17 protein-coding genes are annotated in these 23,601 nt (G+C 43.3%); 8 read left to right on the forward strand and 9 right to left on the reverse strand.

Annotated features, from left to right (window positions below):
* Positions 1-35 precede the first annotated feature (35 nt).
* On the forward strand, positions 36-575 hold the full coding sequence (locus tag WS42_RS01100) for a redoxin domain-containing protein (RefSeq protein ID WP_022161357.1): 540 nt from the start codon (positions 36-38) through the stop codon (positions 573-575).
* Positions 576-708: 133 nt separating this feature from the next.
* Here the strand turns inward: WS42_RS01100 and WS42_RS01105 are convergent, their stop codons facing one another.
* Together WS42_RS01105 and WS42_RS01110 are read right to left on the reverse strand one after the other, a co-directional pair.
* On the reverse strand, positions 709-1,380 hold the full coding sequence (locus WS42_RS01105) for a response regulator transcription factor (RefSeq protein WP_013611576.1): 672 nt from the start codon (positions 1,378-1,380) through the stop codon (positions 709-711).
* A complete protein-coding gene (locus tag WS42_RS01110) occupies positions 1,368-2,714 on the reverse strand; it encodes a sensor histidine kinase (protein WP_022161356.1) in 1,347 nt (448 codons plus the stop codon). The genes WS42_RS01105 and WS42_RS01110 overlap by 13 nt, the downstream gene beginning before the upstream one ends.
* Before the next feature lie 95 nt (positions 2,715-2,809).
* Here WS42_RS01110 and WS42_RS01115 point away from each other — a divergent pair, with 95 nt between their 5' ends.
* From WS42_RS01115 to WS42_RS01125, 3 genes are all read left to right on the forward strand, one after another.
* Positions 2,810-3,055 (forward strand): hypothetical protein, encoded by a 246-nt coding sequence (locus WS42_RS01115; RefSeq protein ID WP_046404977.1) that lies wholly within the window; start codon positions 2,810-2,812, stop codon positions 3,053-3,055.
* 8 nt (positions 3,056-3,063) lie between these two features.
* On the forward strand, positions 3,064-4,134 hold the full coding sequence (locus WS42_RS01120; RefSeq protein WP_022161355.1) for a BF3164 family lipoprotein: 1,071 nt from the start codon (positions 3,064-3,066) through the stop codon (positions 4,132-4,134).
* Positions 4,135-5,184: 1,050 nt separating this feature from the next.
* A complete protein-coding gene (locus WS42_RS01125) occupies positions 5,185-6,240 on the forward strand; it encodes an O-antigen ligase family protein (RefSeq protein WP_022159419.1) in 1,056 nt (351 codons plus the stop codon).
* Here WS42_RS01125 and WS42_RS01130 read toward each other — a convergent pair.
* A complete protein-coding gene (locus WS42_RS01130) occupies positions 6,216-6,881 on the reverse strand; it encodes a response regulator transcription factor (RefSeq protein WP_013611582.1) in 666 nt (221 codons plus the stop codon). The two genes, WS42_RS01125 and WS42_RS01130, sit on opposite strands and share 25 nt — an antisense overlap.
* 9 nt (positions 6,882-6,890) lie before the next feature.
* The gene (locus tag WS42_RS01135) at positions 6,891-8,171 is read right to left on the reverse strand and encodes a sensor histidine kinase (RefSeq protein WP_046450654.1); all 1,281 of its coding nucleotides are present in this window, start codon (positions 8,169-8,171) and stop codon (positions 6,891-6,893) included.
* A gap of 900 nt (positions 8,172-9,071) precedes the next feature.
* On the opposite strand from WS42_RS01135, the gene lepB reads away from it, so the two are divergent.
* Positions 9,072-9,950: a signal peptidase I gene (lepB, locus tag WS42_RS01140; RefSeq protein WP_046404983.1), complete on the forward strand. Its 879-nt coding sequence runs from the start codon at positions 9,072-9,074 to the stop codon at positions 9,948-9,950.
* 55 nt (positions 9,951-10,005) lie between these two features.
* Here lepB and WS42_RS01145 read toward each other — a convergent pair whose 3' ends face one another.
* On the reverse strand, positions 10,006-12,288 hold the full coding sequence (locus WS42_RS01145) for a bifunctional dihydroorotate dehydrogenase B NAD binding subunit/NADPH-dependent glutamate synthase (protein ID WP_022159422.1): 2,283 nt from the start codon (positions 12,286-12,288) through the stop codon (positions 10,006-10,008).
* A gap of 218 nt (positions 12,289-12,506) precedes the next feature.
* On the opposite strand from WS42_RS01145, the gene WS42_RS01150 reads away from it, so the two are divergent.
* Positions 12,507-12,839 (forward strand): translation initiation factor, encoded by a 333-nt coding sequence (locus tag WS42_RS01150; RefSeq protein ID WP_046404985.1) that lies wholly within the window; start codon positions 12,507-12,509, stop codon positions 12,837-12,839.
* 149 nt (positions 12,840-12,988) lie between these two features.
* Here the strand turns inward: WS42_RS01150 and WS42_RS01155 are convergent, their stop codons facing one another.
* From WS42_RS01155 to WS42_RS01170, 4 genes are all read right to left on the reverse strand, one after another.
* Positions 12,989-15,379, reverse strand: coding sequence for an ABC transporter permease (locus WS42_RS01155; protein WP_046450655.1), 2,391 nt, complete (start codon positions 15,377-15,379; stop codon positions 12,989-12,991).
* A 31-nt stretch (positions 15,380-15,410) separates the two neighbouring features.
* Positions 15,411-17,822, reverse strand: a complete 2,412-nt coding sequence (locus tag WS42_RS01160; protein WP_195426742.1) for an ABC transporter permease — start codon at positions 17,820-17,822, stop codon at positions 15,411-15,413.
* Positions 17,823-17,950: 128 nt separating this feature from the next.
* Positions 17,951-19,201 (reverse strand): efflux RND transporter periplasmic adaptor subunit, encoded by a 1,251-nt coding sequence (locus WS42_RS01165; RefSeq protein ID WP_022160746.1) that lies wholly within the window; start codon positions 19,199-19,201, stop codon positions 17,951-17,953.
* 5 nt (positions 19,202-19,206) lie between these two features.
* Positions 19,207-20,721 carry a TolC family protein gene (locus WS42_RS01170; RefSeq protein ID WP_022160745.1) on the reverse strand — a complete coding sequence of 505 codons (1,515 nt, stop codon included), beginning with the start codon at positions 20,719-20,721 and terminating at the stop codon, positions 19,207-19,209.
* A 199-nt stretch (positions 20,722-20,920) separates the two neighbouring features.
* Here WS42_RS01170 and WS42_RS01175 point away from each other — a divergent pair, with 199 nt between their 5' ends.
* Both WS42_RS01175 and WS42_RS01180 read left to right on the forward strand, forming a co-directional pair.
* Positions 20,921-22,279: a sigma-54-dependent transcriptional regulator gene (locus WS42_RS01175; protein WP_013611591.1), complete on the forward strand. Its 1,359-nt coding sequence runs from the start codon at positions 20,921-20,923 to the stop codon at positions 22,277-22,279.
* Positions 22,279-23,601, forward strand: a complete 1,323-nt coding sequence (locus WS42_RS01180; protein WP_022160744.1) for a sensor histidine kinase — start codon at positions 22,279-22,281, stop codon at positions 23,599-23,601. Before WS42_RS01175 ends, WS42_RS01180 begins: the two co-directional genes overlap by 1 nt.

Here is a 23,601-nt window from a genome sequence, read left to right on the forward strand (position 1 = left end):
ATTTTGCATTCATAAATAGAAAACCTCTATCGATTATGGTAAAATTTTTTAGTATTTGCCTGGTGGTATTACTCCTCTGTAGTTGCCATTCACGCCGGAAAGAAATAGCTCGAATCGTTGAAGAATGGAAAAATAAAGAAGTTATTTTTCCGGATCCCTTATTGGTAAAAGTACAAGGGCGGGATACCATCCTCCCGGATTTTCAGGAACGCAAATATAAAATCCTGAATTACATCGACACCAGTGGTTGTACGGAATGCCGGATGAAACTGGCCGAATGGCAATTATTGAAACAGGAAATCGATAGTCTGGGCTACGATGTCGACATCCTATTCGTTGCCTGGGTCCACAATTACGACGAATTGGAAATCCTGCAACGTGCCAATCGTTGTCAGCTACCCTTCCTATACGATCCGCAGGGGGATATGCAAAAAATCAACCAGTTTCCTGCCGAACCGGCTTTCCAAACTTTCCTGCTCGATTCGCTCAACCGGGTCCTGCTTATCGGTAGTCCGGTCGAAAACGATAAAATCTGGACCCTCTACCAACGTTCCCTCTCCTCCTCTCCTCTTTAAACTCCGGGATTCCGGGACGAACCTTTTGTCCCAATATCGGTTATCTATACGATTCACTTGTCAGGCCTAACCTACCCGACGAGAAAATACGCTGAATCGAAGAAAACGGGACAAAAGGTCCGTCCCGGAATCCCTAGCGGGTCACTTTGAGCATATAGCCGTTAAATTTGTCAGTGACAATGGAAGCCGAAGTCAGTGAAATTTTATGCCGTAGAATACTGATGTATTTATTCAACTGCAAATGCAATTTATAATCATCCTTATCCCATCCTGCTTTGATCAATAATTCACGGGAAACTGTTTTCTCGCGGTTACGGCAAAGCATGGTAAAGATTTTAAATTCCAATCCCACCAATTTTTCTTTTCTTTCTCCGATCCATAATTCTCCGGAAAGCAGATCGAAAAATGATTTTTCTCCCAAGCAGATTTTATCACTGCCATTTTTACTTAGACAATTATACACCTGTGCTGCCACAACGGCAGGCGCGCAATTTTTCACCAGATAGGTATAGGCGCCACTTTCGAGTCCACGCATCTGGTTGGCTTCATCCCCTAACGAACTGTAGATCACTATCGGTGTATAGTGGTCGGTAAGCCGGATAATTTGCAGCACCTCAAACCCATTATGACCAGGCATATCGACATCCAGCAAAACAACATTCGGTTGCCGCTCCCGGAACAGCTTCAGTGCCTCCGTCCCATTGGTAGCTACGATTACTTCAAATCCCCTCTCTTCGAGTTGCTCCGCAACCTCCATCACAGTCAGAGGATCATCCTCTGCATATAAAACCTTCAATTTTTCCATGATACCTGTGGTAAAATAATTAAAAACTTGCTACCGTTTCCTATTTCACTCTCTATATGTATTTTCCCTCCGTAAGCACAAACCACTTTATGTACGAAGGTCAACCCCAAACCAAATCCTGTTGTTTTCGTGACTTGCTGATTTCTGACACGATAGAATTGTTTAAAAATCTGTTTTTGATCTTTAGGTGCAATTCCCATGCCATTGTCTTCAACAACCAAAATATAATCAGTCCCCTCTTCATAGAAATTAATTTTAACGACCGGATGAGCTCCTCCATATTTAATAGCATTGTCCACTAAATTGATAACAATATAATTGAAATATATTTTATCGAGGCAAGGGTATCCGAGTCCTTCGGCAATGTGATACTCCACCCGGGCATGTTTTCGGATCATCGTAAACATTTCTGTGATCATCTCCAATTCCAGTTGCAGGTCGATCGGTTCGCGTTCCACCTCCAAAACCGAAGTTTTTAAAGAGGTCAGCATAGTATCGGTAATATCGGCCATCTTCATCAAACGTGCCTTTATCATCCCTAACTTTACTTCATCTGTAGGACATAAAACAGATTCCTTCCGTTTCAACATCCCTCCTATCGCCGAAATCATCGTAGCTAAAGGCTTTTTCAGCTCATGTTCCAAATGGGCAATTCCCATGGTCTGTACCCGTACACTTCTTAGCGTCATCTTTATCGAATTCCATTGCCAAACTAAACAAATAACAAAACCAATCAGAAAAAGTAATTCAATCCATAATACTCCTTTAAGGGCTCGGAAAACGAAGGGAAGTTTGAAGGAGGCCGTGATTTGGTGTTTGTAATCGTATCCTAAATTTAGCGGAGAAGTAGTAATATTATTAGGTTCTACATTAAGCTTATCTGACAATAATAACTTATTTCCATCCAACCCCTTAATTATTAAATAAGGACTTTCAGATATACCTTTTTCTTGTAATGCTTTATGATATAAAACAGCAATCTTCTGTATATCTAAACATTTGTTCTCAAATAAACAATCATAAACAACTTGCCGGCCTAAACTAATATATTTCTCCATTGAATTAATTTTAAGCCTTTTTTCTGTATTATTGTATTTCCAACAAAATTCATCCTCATTAGCTAAACTATACCCTAATTTCAATTTCTTAATAGCAAAAGGAGCTTGATTATCCAAAAAAATCTGAATAATATCCTGCAATACATAATCAGCAGTTTTTCGAAACTCATCGACTTTCATTTCACGCACTCTATACATCCATGCCCCTTGTCCTAATAATACACATATTAACAGTACCACAGATAAACGCCCCATTATACGTATTCTACTCTTCATACACCTAATTTATAGAATATTATAGAATATATTTTTTTTTACAAAATTAAGAATCTTTCCTAAGTTTGCCATCCGAAAACGAACAAATACTCAAAATGAAGAAAAAAGTAAAATTTTTAATTGGTGGAATAGTCTTTTTTATTTCTTTATCTATCAATTTCATTATTTCCTCAAATTCTGAAGAAACTATTCTATATTTTGATAATATAAATGCGATTGCAGAAAAAGAATCCGGAGACGATTTTACTCCTACCTGCATAAAAGCAGGTTACTTATGTACGGGTATAGACAAGAATGGTAATATAGGAACATTTGACGGGTTAAGCATAGACATGGATTAAATAGCCTTATGAAAAAATTACACTATATCATCATCTCTGCCCTCCTGGTTGGAGGTTGTCAATCTGATCCGAGATTAGAGAGTGAAGCTTCGCCGTTGGTACGGACGAAAGTTTCAGAGCTTTATTACGCTCAATCGGATAATATCGATTTAGAGGCATTAAACATTGTATCCCCTTCTAAATTTGTAAAGAAAGGAAACTTATATGCCATCCTGACCCCGAACAGTGCTTATCGTTTTGCCATATACGACAGTGAAAGCGGCAACGTCACCCGTTTAGTGCCGGCAGGAAAAAACGAAGGTGAAGGGATGTACTATATTAGCATGAATCTACAAGGCGATATCGTTTCAGCCTTTGATTTCGGTTCCGGGCGATTGGTTGAAATCGACCTAAACGAATATGCCACGCCAGGTTACCGACCTGTTTTCACCAGTCTTGCAGAAGATGGAAAGACTCCATTCGGAGCAATCCGACTCGATGAAAGAATTTTATCCACAGGTCTCTACACTGCAGGGCGTTATTGTATTAGTCAGGCCACAGGGTACAACTCCTATAGCGTAAGTTATCCAACCTGTGCCGACCCCACTCTAACCGACACGTTAAAAAGTATTTTCTATGCCAGTAATATTTTGGCTCTGAATCCTATGCATTCCAAAGTCGCCTGTGCTAATATGCAATCCGGTTGTCTGGATATCTGTGAAATTCATGATAACGAACTGAGTCGTATCAATGAAGTCCATATGACTACCCCAAGAGTTAAATTCAACAGACATCGTCCGAAAGGTCGTGGCCTGACTCATCCGGTGACTTATTCCCGAAATAACCTGTTCGGATTCTGCGATTTGGCGGTATCGGAGAATTATATTTTCGCTCTGTATTCAGGAAGAACCCTGAAAGATTATAATCTGGATGTGGACAAAGGAAAAACAATCGTAGTATTCGATTGGAATGGTTTACATGTCCGGACTTATCAATTACAGAATGCTTGTTCAGCAATCAGCTATGATGCAGCGGACAATACAATTTATGCGCTGTCACAAGAAGGCAACAAACCTCAAATCATTACGCTGAATTTATAGATTCAAGCAGGGGATATTCTACCCGACGACGAGTATTGGAGAGAGCAAGTTGAGCAGTTAACTATTTTTTCCTAAGGGCTGCGTTTCTCGTTCCTCTCCTTTTTTATTTCTCCAGGCAAAAGTTATAATTGCCAATTATTTTTATAAATGGTATAGTCCGCAGGTCCCTCACGAAGGATTTTATTGCATTAGCCAGATCACAAAACACAACTTCTATAGTCCGAGTCATTCCACCTGTACCGACTCCACTATAACCGACACGCTAAAAAGTGTTTTATACCAGTAACATTTTGGCTCTGATCTCTACGTATTCAAGAGTGGTCTGTACCAGATACCACTGTTTACCAACAAGTTAATGATCATTTTTTAGAATGGTATATTAAAGAATATAGACTGTTTTTTAGTTAAAAAGATCTTTTCTACATTTACAGTGTAGAAACAAATAAACAACAGATGAAGAAGAAGTAAACCGTAGCTTATCACTTTAGTTATATAAAGTCAGCCGGTTAAAACTAAATACAACGCAAAGGAGAGAGCATAGTAAAAGTGGAAAAAAACATTTCCCAAGCCCACTTTTCTTGTTCCTCTCCTTTTTTAGTTCCTTCTTATCAAAATGTTTTAGCAACAAACAACTCACAATAAATAGATTATCGATTATTTTAATTTTTGGTATATTAAAGAACATAGACCATTCTTTAGAAAAAATAATCTTTTCTAAGTTTGTCATGTAAAGACAAAAACAAATAATGAAGCATAGATGATAAATGATGGGGAGAATATCAGGTAGGTGATAAAACCCTAAGATTAAATAGTTGACACACAGCAACTATTTGGTGGAGAGTGAACCGAAGTTAGATAGAAATCCCAAGTCAATCTTTCTGAAGTTCCTCTTCATTTGTTTTTAGATAACAGAAAGCGATTTTTTAAATTGCAATGGAGTCGGCAAAGTATTAACTCTAGTTTTGCAATCAAGTGATTAACAAAAATTTGGGACCAGTACGGCAGCTGGTGTTTTATTTTCATCTCCAAGATTTATGGGGTATTTTGTTTATGGGAAATGCTTTTCTCAACAGTGAGTCTTCTCATTTTTCAGATATACAGGCATTTAATCTCATTCTGTTGGGAATTCTTTATCTTACGGTAAGGATATTGTCAGGACTTTCCCAATATATTCAGCTAACGGTAGTCTTAGGGTTACTTTTCTTCCTCTTAGGTGAAGCAATAGCAGGTTTCGGTCAGATCCACGATTTCGTAGCTCCCCGCCATCTTATAGCTCAGATGAGCGGCAGTTTCCAAAATTCTGAAAGCTATGACGGTCTTTTGGCTTGTCTGCTCCCGTTATCTCTTTCCCTGGCTCTCCGGGCGAACGATGCTCCGAGTAAAAGGTATCTCGTTGTACCTGTGTTATCGGGATTCTGTACATTTCTGGTGCTCACTCTAATTCCAGCCAGCATGAATCCTTGTTGCTGGTTTATTGCAGGAATAGGATGTTATGTTGTAGTTCTCTACCATTTCCGGACTTTCCGTAGCTATAAGTTATTATTACGTTGGTATCCGAAGAGGGTTATTTTCTTTACCCTACTCCTTTTTGTCCTCCTATTTAAGATCGGAGACTCGATGTACACCTCGATGAAAAATCCGGAAGCAGATTGTACTTTTTTATGGGAACAAAGCGTCGGACTTATCCGTCGATCTCCGGATCAGGGATATGGCTTAGGAAGTTTCAGCCAACTGGTATCCACTCCTCATCTTTCTGAAAAAGGTTCTATTTCGCCCGATTCTCCTGAAATATGGGCTATCGACAACCATACTTCCTACTGTTTTAACGAATATTTACGGATCACGGTAGAAAACGGAATACCAGGTCTCCTCTGGTTTCTCTTATTCCTGATCACGGCTTTTTACAATGCCCTTCGCTGCGGACAAATCGGTCTTAGCGGTTGTCTGTTAGCTTTCGGTATATTTGCTTATTTTTCGAACATTTTCGATATTATTCCTTTGAGTATAATCTTGACAATTATACCGGCACTCTGCGGTAGAAGGCTACCGTTCCTGCAACCTCATTGCAGGAAACGTCCCGCTTATTGTTCGATTTTAAGCCAATAACCCAGGGGCTTTTCGGTAAGGATATATACCGAATGATCACCTTTCAGCAATTTTCGTAAACGGCTGACCATTTTGTTGAGTTGCAGACTGCAGTTAGGGGCCTGACTATTCCAACCTGCTTTCAGTAAATCTTCGCGAGCAACTAGGGTATTGCGGTTTTTACATAGGATGGAAAATATCTTATTCTCCAACATGGTGAGGTGATAGACAACATCCGACACCCTCAGGTTACAAGCCGAAAAATCATATTCGACCTGTTTACTCAAACGGATCACTTCCTCCCCACTTCGGGCAATGCATCGCTGGATTTGGGCTAACAGCAGCGTCGGACTATAATTTTTCAGTAAGTAAACGTTAGCGCCCCATTCCAAACCTTTGATCTGTTTTTCTTCATCAATCAGGCAACTATAAATAATGACAGGTGTTTGACTATCCTGAAGCCGTATAAACTGCAAGACCTCGAGTCCGTCTTTTCCAGGCATATCCACATCAAGAACGATCAGATCGGGTTTACAGGCAATAAATTTTTCCAGGGCTTCATTGCCATCGTAGGCGACAATAACTTCATAACCATTATTCTCCAGTTTTTCCTGAACTTCCATGACTGTCATAGAATCATCTTCTGCATACAAAATTGTCATTTTCCGTTTTTATTGTGGTAATACGACGATAAAGCTGCTGCCTACTCCAACTTTGCTTTCCACCTGAATATCTCCCCCATAGGTATCCACCACCTTCCGGACAAAGGTCAATCCTAAGCCAAAGCCCGTCGTTCTACGCACGCACCTAGTATTCATCCGATAAAATGCCCGGAAAATACGCTTCTGTTCTCGTTTTGGAATGCCGATCCCATTATCTCTGACAGCGATTACAAAATTATCATTTTCTTTCCAACAATCAATGGTTACACAAGGATGATCACCACTATATTTTATAGCATTATCTACAAGGTTGACCACCATATAAAAGAAATAGACCTGATCCAGACAGGCCGAAGCAGCCTCGGGAGTGATATGAAAACTCACTTTGGCATAGGGTTTGAGTATCTCGAAAAGTTCGAGTACCATGTCCATTTCTTGTCTGACATTCAAATCGGCACACTTGAATTGGGGCGTGGAATTACCACAAATCATGAGTAAAGTATCTGTCATATCAGCCATTTTGATCAATCTTACCCGCATCATTTTCAATTTCAGCTGCTCCCGTGCGGTCAGGATATCTTTGTTACTTTCCATCAGATCCTCTACTGCATTCAATAAAATCGCTATCGGTTTTTTCAGCTCATGTTCTAGATGAGCAGCCCCCATCATCTTTACTTCCGAAGTTTTCCAAAAAGTGTGAATGTAATGCCATTGCCACAATAAACTCAATATAAAACCGAGTAAAAAAATAACTTCCACCAGCAAGATACCCATAAAAGCGTTGAATACAAAAGGGAGTTCGAAGGAAGCGATCAGGTGATGCTGAAATCCGCATCCCAAATTTGCCGGCACTGCCTGAATTAACTTATCGGAGCCGGAAACTTTCCCGCAAGTGAGTAAGATATGACCTGTATTCCGGTCTGAGATGGCCCAACAAACCAACGGAGGCATAGAACGTTCGGTCAAGGCATTCCGCAATAAAGAATCGAGTCGTCTCACATCGAGCTCCCGATTCTCGTACAAATCATCATATACCAAGTGGATTTTATCCTCAGAAAACACATAGAAATGATTTACCGGAAAACATTTTTCATCTTTATTTTCTCTTAATCTCCCATTACGGAAAGAAGAATCTCTACCATAAGCCAAATACTTAAGCCCCTCGTCTGCAATATATTCCTCCGCCACTTCCGAAAGAAGATAACCTGCCCGCATTTTGAATTCTTTAACTTTCAATTCACGCACATGATAGATCCAGACTCCTTGTCCTAAGAGAAACAAGAATAACATAAGGAGCGTTAATACATTGATAATCTTTATATTATTATTCACCACATAAAAGTTTTGTAAAAAGAATATTATAGAATACTTGTTTTAGCACAAAAATATAAATCTTTTATAATTTTGCTTTTGAAAAAACAAAAAACAATATTCAAAAAAGAGAAAAAACTGACATTTATAAATAATGATATAATTATATCAGTTTTCTTATTTCAGTAAAGAAATTAATTAATTTAAAAATAATATATAAAAAATAAATACAAACAAGTAATATTTACGTGCCTACAGTTCATAAACCGACTTAACCTATTAGAAAAAGAAAAACAACATCAGAATATTTTGTAGAATTACCCATATTTCAAAATATAATGAGGTATTGAAATAGCCAGACCGGCAAGAACAAACGCTATATTTGAGTTACCTAGGATTGCCGACCTCACTATAAAGACGTTGCAAAGCGTTCTTGTTTATTCCGTAACGAAAAAAGCAAGCATTATCGCTCTTGCCCGGTCTGAGCTAATTTGAAAGTTTTATATAATGAATCAAGCAATAGAAAGCATAACTAGATGATCACTGCCGACTCATCTACATGGGAGGAAAAGAAACCAAGGAAAGTATTCCCAAGTTAATCCTTACAGATTCTACCTCCCTTTCTTTTTGTCACTATTTCAACATATTCTTCACTTCTCCCTTCTGACATACACAGGCATACCGACCAGTTCTTTTTCATATTTTTCCTTTAAACTCTCTTCAAATTTAAACATTTTTTGCAAGCGGTCCCCTCAGGCTGTAACTCACGGGGAAGGGAGAAAGCGGGCTATTGTTAAAAAAATAGTGGAAAGTGATATATTCTTAAAATTATCGTTAACTTCAACCGTTCAATAAAACGGTGTTTCCGATCAGATTATAATGAAAAAAATTATCAAAAATATACTTCAATATATTGCAGTCATCGTTATTTCGTTAGTGATAGCAATCTTGTTACGACTGTTTGTCGTCGATTTTTATTCCATCCCCAGCGACTCCATGCAACCGACGATAGAACCGGGAGATTTTATTATGGTAAATAAATTGAGTTTCGGTGCGCGGATGTATAAAAATTTCGATTTTCTGAAAGACCGAACAGAACCGGAAACTTACCGGATCAAAGGCTTCTCGAAAATTCATAATGGGGATGTGCTGGTTTTTAATTTTCCCTATTCAGGAGGATGGGACAGGATCAGTATGCACCTTTCCCGTTTCTATGTCAAACGCTGCATCGGTATACCGGGCGATAGTCTGCAAATCAAAGGGGGATTTTATGAAATCAACGGTAGGCGGGGAATAGGCAATCTGAACGATCAGGAGATGCTTTCCAATTATCGGGGTGAATATCCGCAGGGAATATACAACACTTATCCATTCGACTACCGGCTAGGCTGGAACTTTATAAATTTCGGTCCCCTTTATCTGCCCCGTAAAGGGGATACCTTACCGATCGATACTTCAGCTGTCCGGATCTATTATAAAATGATTAAATACGAAAGTGGGCTGAACTTGCAAGAGCGAGAAGGTCAGGTGTGGTGTGGCGATTCACTGGTCGAGCGTTATACTTTCCGTACCAACTGGTATTTTATGGGCGGTGACAATATGTGGAATTCTCAGGATTCGCGCTATCTGGGGCCTATCCCCGAAGAATTTATCATCGGTAAAGCGACCTTGATTCTGACAGCCAAAGATCCCGAAACGAAAGCCTATCGCTGGAGGCGTTTTTTTACCCGGATCAGGAAAGAGGTAAAGAACAGATAGGAGCTGACCACAAAAGCTAAAACTTTTGGACCAGCTCCTTCTCTATAAAGACCGATTACGATCTTAGCTGAGCATCCATATGAGCAGCTGCCCGGCGTCCGTCTCCCATAGCGAGGATCACCGTAGCTCCTCCCCGGACAATATCCCCACCGGCATAAAACTCCGGCAGATTCGACTGCATGGTAGCATCATTCACGACAATCGTACCTTTCTTAGAAACTTCCAGTCCGGCCACCGAACGGGGAACGATCGGATTAGGCGAAACTCCGACAGCTACCACTACCACATCGGCATCGATCAGGTATTCGCTCCCTTCAACCGGCACAGGACGACGACGTCCGCTGGCATCGGGTTCACCAAGTTCCATTTTCTGAACCCTGACTTGTTTTACTCTTCCCTTTTCATCAGCGATATATTCTACCGGATTGGTCAAAGTGATAAATTCGCATCCTTCTTCCTTGGCATGTTTCACCTCTTCGAGACGTGCAGGCATTTCTTCTTCACTGCGCCGGTAAACAATCATCGCTCTCTCGGCTCCCAAACGTTTAGCGGTACGAACAGAGTCCATCGCTGTATTTCCACCACCGACTACGACTACATTTTTTCCCCGGTAGACCGGCGTATCCGAAAACTCGTTATCAGCCCCCATCAAATTCACCCGGGTCAGGTATTCGTTAGAGGAAAGCACCCCATTCGCATTCTCTCCCGGAATATTCATAAAATTAGGTAAGCCTGCACCGGAAGCGACATAAAATCCTTTGAAACCCTCCTTTTTCAGGTCTTCGATACTTTCGGTCATCCCAACGATAAAGTTAGTTACAAACTTCACACCCATTTTTTTCAGGTTACCGATTTCCACATCTACGATATGATTCGGCAGACGGAATTCAGGAATACCGTATTTCAATACCCCTCCAATCTCGTGGAGCGCTTCGAAAACCGTAACCTCATAGCCTCTCTTCACCATATCTCCGGCAAATGAAAGTCCCGAGGGTCCTGAACCGATCACTGCTATTTTTATTCCGTTGGGAGCAGCCACTTCGGGTATCGCCATCTGACCGGATTCGCGTTCGAAATCAGCTGCAAAACGTTCCAGATAACCGATAGCTACCGGTGCTTTTTTCATTTTTTGCAGATAGAAACATTTCGATTCACATTGTTTTTCCTGTGGACATACCCGTCCGCACACTGCCGGCAGAGCACTGGTCTTTTTCAATACGGCAGCAGCTTCAAGAATCTCTCCACGCTCGATATTTTTAATAAATCCTGGAATATCGATCCCAACAGGACAGCCTTCCATACAGGTCGGATTAGCACAATCCTGACAACGCCGGGCTTCCTGCATAGCCATTTCTTTCGTCAGCCCGGTATTCACTTCCAGGCGCTGGCTAGAGATCCGTTCCTGAGGAGTACGTTCGGGCATTTTCACCCTTTCGATCATCGTACGCTCTTTCGCTTTCACAGTTTCGCGCAGTGCTTTCCGCCAATCGGCATTCCGATCGCTCAGGGCACATTCGCCATGATGTACGAATTCCTCCATTTTTTCGGTTTCCGCCCCTTTAAAGCCTCCCAAGCGAGACAACATCTCATTGAAATCAATCTGATGGGCATCGAATTCAGGGCCGTCAACACAAGTAAATTTGGTCTTTCCACCGACAGTAACCCGGCAGGCACCACACATACCGGTACCGTCCACCATGATAGCATTCAAGCTGGCAATGGTCGGGATTTCATATTTTTTAGTGAGTAAAGCACAAAACTTCATCATGATAGCCGGTCCGATAGTTACACACAGATCCACTTTTTCACGGCCGATCACTTCTTCCATCCCCACGGTTACAACTCCTTGTTTACCATAACTTCCGTCATCGGTCATGATGATCACTTCATCGGAAGCTTTGCGCACTTCATCTTCCAGAATAATCAGTTCTTTAGTACGAGCAGCCAAAATACTCACTACCCGGTTACCGGCAGCCTTAAAGGCCCGTATAATCGGCAACAGAGGAGCCACACCGACACCACCTCCACAAGCCAACACGGTTCCCACTTTCTCTATATGAGTCGCTTTGCCCAATGGTCCTACCAAATCCGTTATATATTCTCCTTCTTCGAGATTACATAATTTGGTAGAAGAAACTCCCATTTTCTGGATCACAAGCGTAATCGTACCTTTCACCGGATCAGCGTCCGAAATCGTTAACGGCATCCGTTCGCCTTTTTCACCTACCCGTACAATCACAAAATTACCCGGTTTCCTGGATTTAGCTATTAAAGGAGCCTCGACGACCATTTGCACCACCTTCTCAGAGAAGTACGTTTTTTTCAGAATCTTATTCATTTTTTATACGTTTATAGTTCTTTGTTATATGGGCCGTATGGAATATTTTTCAATTCCACCTTTTGGTGATACAAAATTAGTGGCTATTTTCTCACAAACAACCCTTTAACAGAAAATTAAACAAAAAGTTCTATATTTGTATTTCTATTAAGAGATGGGAGAGAAGTGAAGATGAAAGATTAGGGATGTATCATCTCAGGAATTTAAGATATTAGTTTATGAAAGCAGATAAAAAGAACCGAATCCATGTAGTTTATTCCACTGATCCGAACTATAATTACGAATACAATAACGAGACAGAAGACGAGACATTACCCCCGGAAAAACAAAATCTGAGAGTAATACTCGACTCCAAACAACGTAAAGGGAAAACGGTCACCTTAGTACAGGGCTTTGTAGGCAGGGAAGACGATCTGAAAGAACTGGCCAAACTGCTAAAAAACAAATGCGGAGTCGGCGGATCGGTAAAAGACGGAGAGATCATCATTCAGGGAGAAGTGAAAGAAAAAGTCCTGAATATCCTCCGGGAAAATAAATACCGGGCCAAATAAAGGTTGCTCCATTACGTTCCAGCGATTTTATCAATTCAATTTTCCTCTGAAAGACGATATTATCTTCTTTCAGAGGAGTTTGTCAAGTCACTTCAGCCTTCTCCTTTCTGTTTCAGCCCTTAGCCTATAGCCTCCCGGCCTTTTACCTCTTATTCATCCCTCAGTGCCTCCACCGGATTCACCCGGATGATCGCGCGTATTTTCCAGGCAATGGTCAAAGCCACCACCGTTACCATCACAAAGACTATAAAAATCCAAAAGGCCGGACCGTGATCGAAATGCAGGGTAAACCCCTGAAGCCACAAATGCATGATCCAGTTCAGAAAAGGGAAAGTAAGCACCATCGCCGCCACTAATAACCTCAGGTATAACCGGGCAAAGAGACGTACTATCACATAAGCCGATGCTCCGTTGATTTTACGGATAGCGATTTCCTTTCGTCGCCTTTCGGTATCGATACTGATCGCCGAATAAATCCCCAGAACAGTAATCGACAGACACACCAGCGTGAAAAACAGCAACATCGATTTCATCTGTTCCTGGGAGTGATTTTCTTTCTGCACCAATTCTTCCAGTGTAAAAATCCGGTTGTCCAGACTTTCCGGCACTTCTTCGGCCAGCATACGTTGCACCGTCTCCATGACCTTCGCTTTGGAGCCGGGAAGTACTTTAAGATAACACCACCTGGGATGTTCACTCAACATCCATAAACGTGCCCACGTATGATTTTCTGTATAAATCTGAGGAATAGCTTCCACCACCCCACAGATATTTATTTTTTTCCCATCGATATCTTCAAATCCATCGGTGATGACCTTTCCTCCGTATATGCCGTCGATAATCCGGTCAGCCACCCTTTGCCCCGGATACTTAAACATTTCGCCGGCAAGTACGGGAATATGAAAGAAAGAAGCAAAATTCGGTCCGGTCCGCACCTCACAGAATTCCCGGTACTGCCCTTCCCCCAGCCGAACCGTCGTCGTCGAAAAGTATCCGCCGAACAAATCCTTATCCATCGGCAAGACATCGGTGACACCGGCAATCTCTCCGAAACGGGCGATATAAGCCGTTTCCAATCCCTGCAACTGCGGATAGGTGAGATTAACTTCGAGGATATGCTCCCTCTCCTGTTTATCGAGAAAAGGAAAAATATTCTTCATATTCATTTCCGATTGTAAATAAACAGCCAGTCCGCCGGTAAAAAACAGGAAACAAATCACCAATTGCATACCCAACATCCAATTCCGTAATCTGTTTTTTCTTATTTTCAGGGAGGTTCCTATACCGGTCTGTATGCTCTGACGATTCAGCCGATGGGAAATCCCCCAGCAAACTCCCAGAAACAGGACGACACAGCCCCCCAGATATTGTAACAAATGGCGGTACAGCATAGCCGGCTCAAAAACGATCACCTGCCTCGTCAGACTAAAATCCAACCTATCGTATAGTAATTCGAGCAAACAAGCCACGATAATCCCGACAGCCATAAGCATGATCACCGTTTCGGCAAACAACAACCCCAATACCTGTCGACAGCTACTCCCGATAGCCCGGCGGATATTGTATTCCTTTTGTCGATTCAGAAAATTACCGCTGATGAAAATAAAAAAATTCAGTACCGCCACCAACAGGATCAATAATCCGATGCATAAATACCCATAGCCGAGATCATGATAATATTCCGTACTGTTCTTTCCGGGTGACAATAACTGCGGTCTTCCTTCCATTCCCGAGACAAAAACCTTATTTTTTTCGGGATCGATCCTTTGATTCACCGTTTCTTTTTTCACTCCGGGATATAGCAAAGCAAACGTCGTACATCCGGTTCCCTCTCCCGGTACATACCCGGCAAATCGGCCCTGCTGATCGTTAATCAACAGGGCATCAATCCGATTCAGGAGACTATAACTGGCATTCACCGGCAAATCCTCCATCACTCCCGACACCACATAATCGATAGCGGTCAATTCTTCCGGAGTATAATTTCTTTCGGACCTTCTTGTCAATTTATTCGGATGGAATACCTTACCGACCGGATTTTGTTTTCCAAAAATCCGACGTGCAGCAGACCGGCTCAATACTACAGCATTCTTTTGCCGGAACAACTGCCTCCAATTTCCTTCGGTCAGTTGCACCGAGAAAACCTTCTGAAAGTTGCTGTCGACCTCGATCGTATAAAGCATACAGACCAAAGGTTTTTTCTCTCCGCGTTCGAAGGTTACATTCATTTGTCCCCCATAGGATACTGCCGTACAACACTCGATCTGTCCCGGAAAAGCCGTTTCCATATCCCCGGCCAAAGTCGGCGGTGTCCCGGCAAAATAATCCTGCAACTCCCCGCCTTCTCCTACCTTGATCTGTATCTCCGCCATCCGGTCATAGTTAGGGAAGACCTTATCTATCGAAAAGAACAAACGGGCACAAAAATTACACAATACAAAACAGAGTAATCCCATCGCCAGACCGACTACCGCAATTCCGGCCGATACTTTATATTTACAGATATTGCGCCAGGCAACAATCAAAATGTGTCGAATCATAATTTCATACCAATCACAAAAAATAATATCTTCAATCGTTTTTCAATACCTCGGTCGGATTCACCCGGATGATTTTCAGCAATTGAGACCCGATTGTCAACAGCATAATGATCATCATCAGAATAAAAATCGCAGCAAACACATCCGGTCTCAACGTGATCCGGTGGCTATATTCTTCCAGCCACCGGTGCATCGTCCCGTATATCAGCGGAAAAGCGATACAGGCGGCAAAGATCAAGAGTTTCAGATAATGCAGACAAAAGATTCCGGCAATATCCGTCAAAGCAGCTCCGTTGATTTTACGGATAGCCATCTCCCGGCTTCGTTTTTCCACGGCCAGCATCATTGCCGAATACACACCCAAAGCACTGATCAGTATACAAAAAACAGCCAGCCAAAAGATCATACTGCCGAGTTCGATCACCTTACTTAAATAACCTTCCATATCTACCCAAAGATTTTCAATATATAGAGGGGTAAACGAACTCAACTGAGCTTGCACTTTATCTTTCAATGGCTGTATCCCTTGCTGAACATATCCCGGCCTGAATTTCACATAAAGCGTTTCGTTGATATAACCTTCCGGGAAAGGCAGATAAATTCCCGGTATGATCCGGGGTTCGTTTCCTACGGGTAAAAGATTCTCCATGATACCGATAATCCGGTAAGTAATCACTCCCATCATCCCATCGATAGTCACAGACTTTCCGATCGGATTTTCACCCAGCCAATCGGCAAATGCCCGGTTAACGACCATCACATAAGGTTCACCGGTCTTGAAAAAACGCCCTTCCTCCATTTTCGCATGGATAAAATCGGTATAGTTCGGGTCGACACAATTATAGTTCAACGTCACTTCTTTCTCTTCCTCCACACCTTCTATCCGATAGCCTTTGGGATACATCATCCAGGGAGCGAGTAATCCGGTACCACTCCGGCACCATTCTTCGGCATAGGGATTCGCCGCCAGCATATCGCGCATTTGTTTCCGGATCGGCTCGAGACTCTCACCATTCAGATTAAAGGCATAAATACGCTCCATCTCCGCCCGGGTCATCCCCCCGGCCATCTGGCTTTCCAAGGCTTTTTGCTGATTCTGCATAAACCAGGAGAGACCGATCAGGAACATACAAATGACCAGTTGGATTCCCAATAGCACTGTCTGCATACGGGCACGGTAAGCAATCCCTCCTCCTTGTAAATTACGTAACATAGTCGCTTGCCGTACCTGCCGGATAATTCCGTATCCGACAACCAACATCAACAGCCACACTCCGATCAGGTATTCGGCTAAATCACCTCCCATTTTAATCACCCAACTCCCACCCTCGGAAAAATTCATATAATAGGTCCATTCCCCGGCAAAATACATCGAAATCAGTTCCAGCATGGCCGCCGCTATCACTCCGGTGATGAGCAAAGTCAGGGTTATTTCGACCATAAACAGCTGAAGCAGCCTCCCTGATGTCGCTCCGTGGAGTTCCCGGATACCCAGTTCTTTCCTGCGGTTGAACATCCTGCCGGCCGTAAACAACAGGAAATTGAACAGCGCTGTCAGCAAGACCAGCAACCCGATCCCGGAAAATATCAATCCCGCCTTACTCAATAGAGGCTTCCCGGTCAGTTTCTTATAGTCTTTGTAAGGATAAACTTTCACAGTCAAAGGTGTATTTCCCCTCCACTCCGGATGTTTCTCCATATAAACACCGATTTTACGGTTCAGCAATTCATAGGAAGTCCCCTCCCGCAAGCGATAGTATACGAAAACATAATCCCTGTATCGGGCCTGACGCAATACATCGGAATTCAGGACCACCCCGTCCCCATACTGAAAATCCGTACGATGCGGAAAATTTTCCATCATCGCCGCCACAGTCCAGGAACGCTCAGTATTCTTAAAATCATTTACTTCTGTAAAACTCTTTCCGACCGCTTCCGAAGTACCGAAAATTTTATCGGCCCCTTCGGATGTCAGTATCAAAACATCGGGTTGCTTTTTCAATTTCTCCCCATTCCCCGCCGTCAGCCGAAAATCATAAAAATCGAAAAAAGAACTATCCGTCAGCACAAAGAAAGCCTTCGCAGCTGTCTGTTTCCCATTTTCCTGCCCGACGACACATAATTTATCGCTGACCCCGGACATACCGACATAATATACCGATTTTTCAATCTCAGGAAACTCCTGTTTCAACTGTTCAGCCAGATCCAGGCTGACCAACCCGTCGACCTCCCCATTTTCCCGGATAGTGACCAATTTATAAGTCTCCCCGTAATGGGGTAACTGTTTATTCCAGGCCAACTCTTTCCTCAACATATAATTACATACCGTAAAGCAGGATAATCCTCCGGCTAACCCGAGTACACAAATCACCGATTGTAACTTGTACTTCAATAAATTCCGGTATGCCATTTTCAGTCCATGACAACTCATCTCTTTATTCAATTTTCTGTAATTTCTACTTTCCTTCTTTCAGGGCCCTTGCAGGATCGCTACCGACAGCCCTGTCCATTTGCAGAGCCACCGCCAGACGATCTACAAATCCTGTCTCAACATGCCTGCCTGCTCTTTTATCATTTGAGAATCAATTCTTCGGCATCTCCAAAAGTATCGTAACCCGAGGTGATCACCCGATCCCCTGCTTTCAATCCTTCGATAATCTCATATTGACGCGGATTCTGCCGGCCTACCGTAATGGGTACTTTCACCGCTCTGTTACCGGATTCGTCCAATTTGTAGATCCATTGTCCTCCCGTATACTGGAAGAAATTGCCTTTCGGAATAACGACGGCATCTTCGGGCTGTCCCAGTTCGACCTGTACCCGGTAGCTTTTCCCGATGCGTACATTATCGGGCATCTTTTCACAAAATACCAAATCGACATCAAAGGTACGATCCTTCACCTCAGGAACCACCCGGGTAATTTTCAGCGGATATTTTTCATCCTGATAATTGACGGTGGCGGGTAGTCCGGTAGTAATCCGGTCGATGTAATATTCGCTTAGAGAAGTGTGGATTTTAAACTGGTCGAGCACTTTGATCTCGGCAATGCTTTCATTCGGGCCTACCTGTTGTCCCGGGGTCACTTTGACAAAGCTCAGTTGTCCCTTCACGGGAGCTCTGACCACCAATTTATCCAGACGTTCACAGGCCCGGGCAAATTTTTTCTTTTCGCGTTCGAGATCGCCTTGCATCAATTCTTTCCGGATCACCGTCACGGTAGAATCGTGCTGTAATCCCTCGAGTTGTAAAGCCGTACTTTTCTTTTTATATTCGTACTCATCCCGGGCAACTTCGAGCTGCGCCTTGCTTTTCACTCCCATCTTATATTCTTCCTGATCCAAAACATAGCTTTTTTCGAGGCGCTCCAATTCATAAGCGGCCTGTAATACCTGTTGTTTCAAATTCAGGCTTTTTTGTTCCATCTCGATCGCTTTCTCGCGGAATGCAGTAATTTGTTTATCCAAATCATCCCTTTGGTCGTCGATAGAACGGATCAGTTCCGGATTGGTCAGTACCAGGATAGTATCTCCTTTTTCCAGCATCACCCCTTCTTCGCCGATGATCTTATCGACACTTCCCCCTTCACGGGTATTTACTTTCAACGTCAGGATCGGTTGTACAATCCCTTCGGCATCCACATACTCCAGGAATTTATCTTGTCTCACCGTTTCGATCGACAGTTTATCGGCCTCTGTACGAAGCTTGCGTCCTCCCATCGAATTTACGACCACGTAAATCAAAAAGGCGAGAAAAACGACACCGGCAATCAGATAGTTCCGATAGCGGATGATAAAAGGTTTTTTTTCAAGAATCCGGTCCATACTATTTAATTTTCAAGTTTTTTATAATCTACACTGATCTCCGAATGGCGGGCAAAATCATAGAGCGTCATACTCCGGAGCATATAATACAAATTCCAGTAATTACTCAAAGCATAAAGGAAATTACGGCTGGCACTGTCTTTCTCGGTGACCGATGCATTCAAGTCGAGAATAGTGGATTTTCCCAATAAGTACAGTTTACGGGCCACCTCATGGCGGCGGCGGGCTGTCTGGTCTGTTTTCATAGCAATCTGTACCCGTTCGGCCTGCAAGTTGAATTGTAATACCAATTTACGGACATTCATTTCCAGGTTGTTCCGTTGTTGTTCCACCTGTATTTTCACCAATTCTTCCCTGGATTTCGCCACTTTCACCCGTCCGCGTCCACGGCCCCAGTCGAGGATCGGTAAGGAAATCCCGACACGAACCTGTTGCTGATCGTTGGGATTTGTATAGGCCTGGTTAAAAGTGGTCCCCGTCTGTGACAATCCGCACTGCACATACAGATCGGCCTTCAATCCGGCATTCGCCCTGGCCTGTGCCACACCACTCTTACTTTCTAATAATTGCCGTTCGAGATCATCTATATCGGGACTATTACGGTTGAATAATTCGTAGGCTTGCTCCGGATTCACCCGGATCCGGGGAACTTCGACATTTACCCGGACTTTCAGAATAACATTTTTATCCAGACCCAAATACACACACAAAGCCTGACGGCAGTTGTCCATTTCAATGGAAGCATCCATCACGTTGGTCGATTCGTTCAACCGATTGATCTCCAACTGTAAAAGTTCGTTTTCTGTGATCCGTCCGATCTCATACCTACCTTTACCGAATTTATACAGAGTATCCGCATTATTGTAATTGAACCGGGCCATATCGTAATTACTCTGAGCCTGTGCCAAAGCGAAAAATTTATTCACCGTTTCAGCAGATACCAGCTCGAGCGATTCCACATAGGCCTTTTTCGCCTCCCGATAACGTACCGGTTCGATCCGGCGGTCCCATCTCAGGCTATTGTATCCGAACAAGGATTGGCTATAACCGATAATAATCGGGGAAGAACGGAAGGATACCGAATTAGAATCGAACAATTTCATCCGTTGTAACGAACTCTGTACAAAAAAACTACCTCCGGTCAGGGAGACATTTTGGGAAATCGACAATTCACCGTCTACCGTCAACATATTCTGACTGACGTATTTCTCCGAACCATCCCCCAAGGTGACTTTACTAATCGTTCGTGTCAGATCGGGATTAGACGAAAACGTCAATGAAGGCAGATAATTCGCCCGAAAAGAACGATAACTCCAATAAGCCGAACGGAAAGTGTGACGGGCAGATACTGCCGAGGGTGAATTTGTACGGGCCATGTCGACAGCCTCCTGCAAAGTCAATTCGATCACCTGACCGCTATCCCGGGCTACTTTAACCGCAAGATCGCCCCTATTCTGGGCCGAAAGCCCGGTAGCTACCAGTAATGACCATCCTGTGATATAGCATAATTTCAGGTTCATAGGTTTCTTTTTACAAATCAGGGAGGCAAACAACGTGCCATAAACAAAATAATATAATAATCAACAACTTACAAAACAAAAGCGATAAAATAGATGTGCATATCCGCACAAAAAATGTTCGAATCCGCACATACAAGCTGTAAATATTATTCCTACATTTGTTTGAAATGAATAACAACACCTGTTCAATCCTAAAACCATGGATGGAAAAATTCTGATTGTAGACGATAATGAAGATGTGCTTTTTGCTTTGAATCTATTATTAGAGCCTTATGTGGAAAAAATAAAGGTCACTACTTCTCCTGCGCGTATAGAATATTTTATGGACAATTTCAACCCGGACATTATCTTACTGGACATGAATTTCAGCCGGGATGCCAGCAGTGGACAAGAAGGCTTTCTATGGCTGGAAAAAATTTTACAAAAAGACCCGCAAGCCGTCGTGTTGTTTATCACCGCATATGCCGACACCGAGAAAGCCGTGAAAGCTATTCGTGCCGGCGCGATCGATTTTATTCCTAAACCCTGGGAAACCGAAAAACTGCTGGCCACCATTTCCTCGGCTATCCGTCTCCGCCAAACCCGGACCGAAGTAGTGGCTTTGAAAGAGCAGCTGACAGCCCTTTCCGCTCCGGACGAAGGAGTAGAAATCATCGGTGAATCGCCGGCCATACTGGAAGTAATTCACACCATCAAAAAGATCTCGGGCACCGACGCCAACATTCTTCTATTGGGTGAAAACGGTACGGGGAAAGACCTGATAGCCAGAGCCATTTACCAAAACTCTCCCCGCAACGGAGCTCCTTTTGTCCCGATCGACCTGGGGGCAATCCCGGAAACCTTATTCGAAAGCGAGCTTTTCGGTTACGAAAAAGGAGCTTTCACCGATGCCCGGAAAGACAAAGCAGGACGTATGGAAACCGCCTCGGGGGGAACCCTGTTTCTGGACGAAATCGGAAATCTCTCGCTTCCCATGCAAGCCCGGCTATTGACAGCGATCGAGAAACGTCAAATCACCCGTTTAGGTTCTACTCAGCCTAAAAACATCGATATCCGTTTGATCTGTGCCACCAATGCCGATATCCACAATATGGTCACTACAGGAAAATTCCGCCAGGACCTTCTTTACCGCATCAATACCATCGAAATCCCGATTCCTCCCCTCCGGGAACGGGGAAAGGATATTTTACTCCTGGCCCGGCATTTTCTCAACCGCTATTGCTATAAATACAAAAAAGAAATTACCGGCTTTACACGAGACACCCAACAAAAATTGCTCCAATACAATTGGCCGGGTAATGTAAGGGAATTACAGCATGCTGTCGAACGGGCCGTTATCCTGGCCCCGGGCAAGCTGTTAGAACCGGACAATTTTATGTTACGTCCCCCATATAGTAGTACTACCGGTGACCTGGAAACCTTAAACCTGATGGAATTGGAACAAAAAGCGATAGAGAAAGCGATGAAAAAATGTGAAGGTAATATCAGCCGGGCTGCCGAAATGCTGGGCATCACCCGTTTTGCCCTTTACCGTAAACTGGAAAAATACGAAATCTGATGAAATCTTTCCAAAACTCCCGTCTGATCTTACTCTTACAAAGCGGATCGTTGGTCTTCCTTTCTGTTTTGTTGGGAAGCCTATTGATGAAATCGCTTTGGTTTTGTTCGCTCTTTACTTTTTTCGTCATTCTCCTGTTTATCCTCCATATCGACAAGCAGCAACAAAAGTTGACCGAAATGGTCATGCGGCTCATTACGGCTATCCGTTTTTCAGATTTTTCGTTATCTTTCCGTCCGGGGAGTAAAAAACAGGCAGACCCTCGGTTAACGCAGGCGATGGAACAAGCTTTAAAGCAATTCCGGGAAAAAATGTACACCCTCGAAGAACAACACCTATATTATAATACCTTGTTGAGTACCATCGATTCGGGCATATTGGTCCTCAACCGGAACGGCACCATCGAATGGTATAATAAAACCGTGCTTCGGGAATTCGGCCTGACCAGCCTTCGCCAACTTTCAGAACTGGCAGCGATTACCCCTGACTTACCCGACCTATTGCTGCGGCTTATCCCCGGAGAAACTCATATTCTGCGTCTGGAACAATCCGGGCGTGTCCGTGAAATCGCTCTGAATCCGGTCATTTTCAGAATACAGGGCAAAGAATTATTATTGATCAGCCTGAAAAACATTCATTCGGTACTGGAAAACAATGAAATCGAAGCCTGGCAAAAACTGATCCGGGTGCTGACCCATGAAATCATGAACTCCCTGGCCCCCATCATTTCTCTATCCGAAACCCTGACGGAACGGGTTGCCCGGACAACGACCGAAGATGCGACCTCACCGGTCATGCTCCAGGCTTTAGAAGCGATCCACCGGCGTAGTAAGGGATTACTCGAATTTGTACAAAATTACCGGAAACTTACCCGTATCCCGGCTCCCGAATTAGTCCCGCTCTCGCTGGAAGAATTATTCACCGGTCTTCGGAAACTCCATGCGACCTCTGTTATTCCCTGTGAATTTATTTGTCACGATCCCCGTCTGCAAATCCAAGCCGACCGTACCCAGATCGAACAGGTACTCCTCAATCTCATCCGAAATGCCGAAGAAGCCTGTCGGGATATACCGGCTCCCCTGATCCGCATCACCACCCAATCCGACACCACTCAGATCACCATCCACGTCGAGGACAACGGACCGGGCATCGTCCCTGAAGCTTTGGATAAAATCTTCGTTCCTTTTTTCACAACCAAATCCGGAGGCTCGGGTATCGGTCTCAGCCTGTGTAAACAAATCATGACCCTCCATAAAGGCAATATCACCGTCAAATCACAAACCGGTGCAGGAAGTGTTTTCACCCTTTCTTTCCGAAGATAA

Source organism: Odoribacter sp. N54.MGS-14, assembly GCF_000980295.1.
Taxonomy (GTDB): domain Bacteria; phylum Bacteroidota; class Bacteroidia; order Bacteroidales; family Marinifilaceae; genus Odoribacter; species Odoribacter splanchnicus.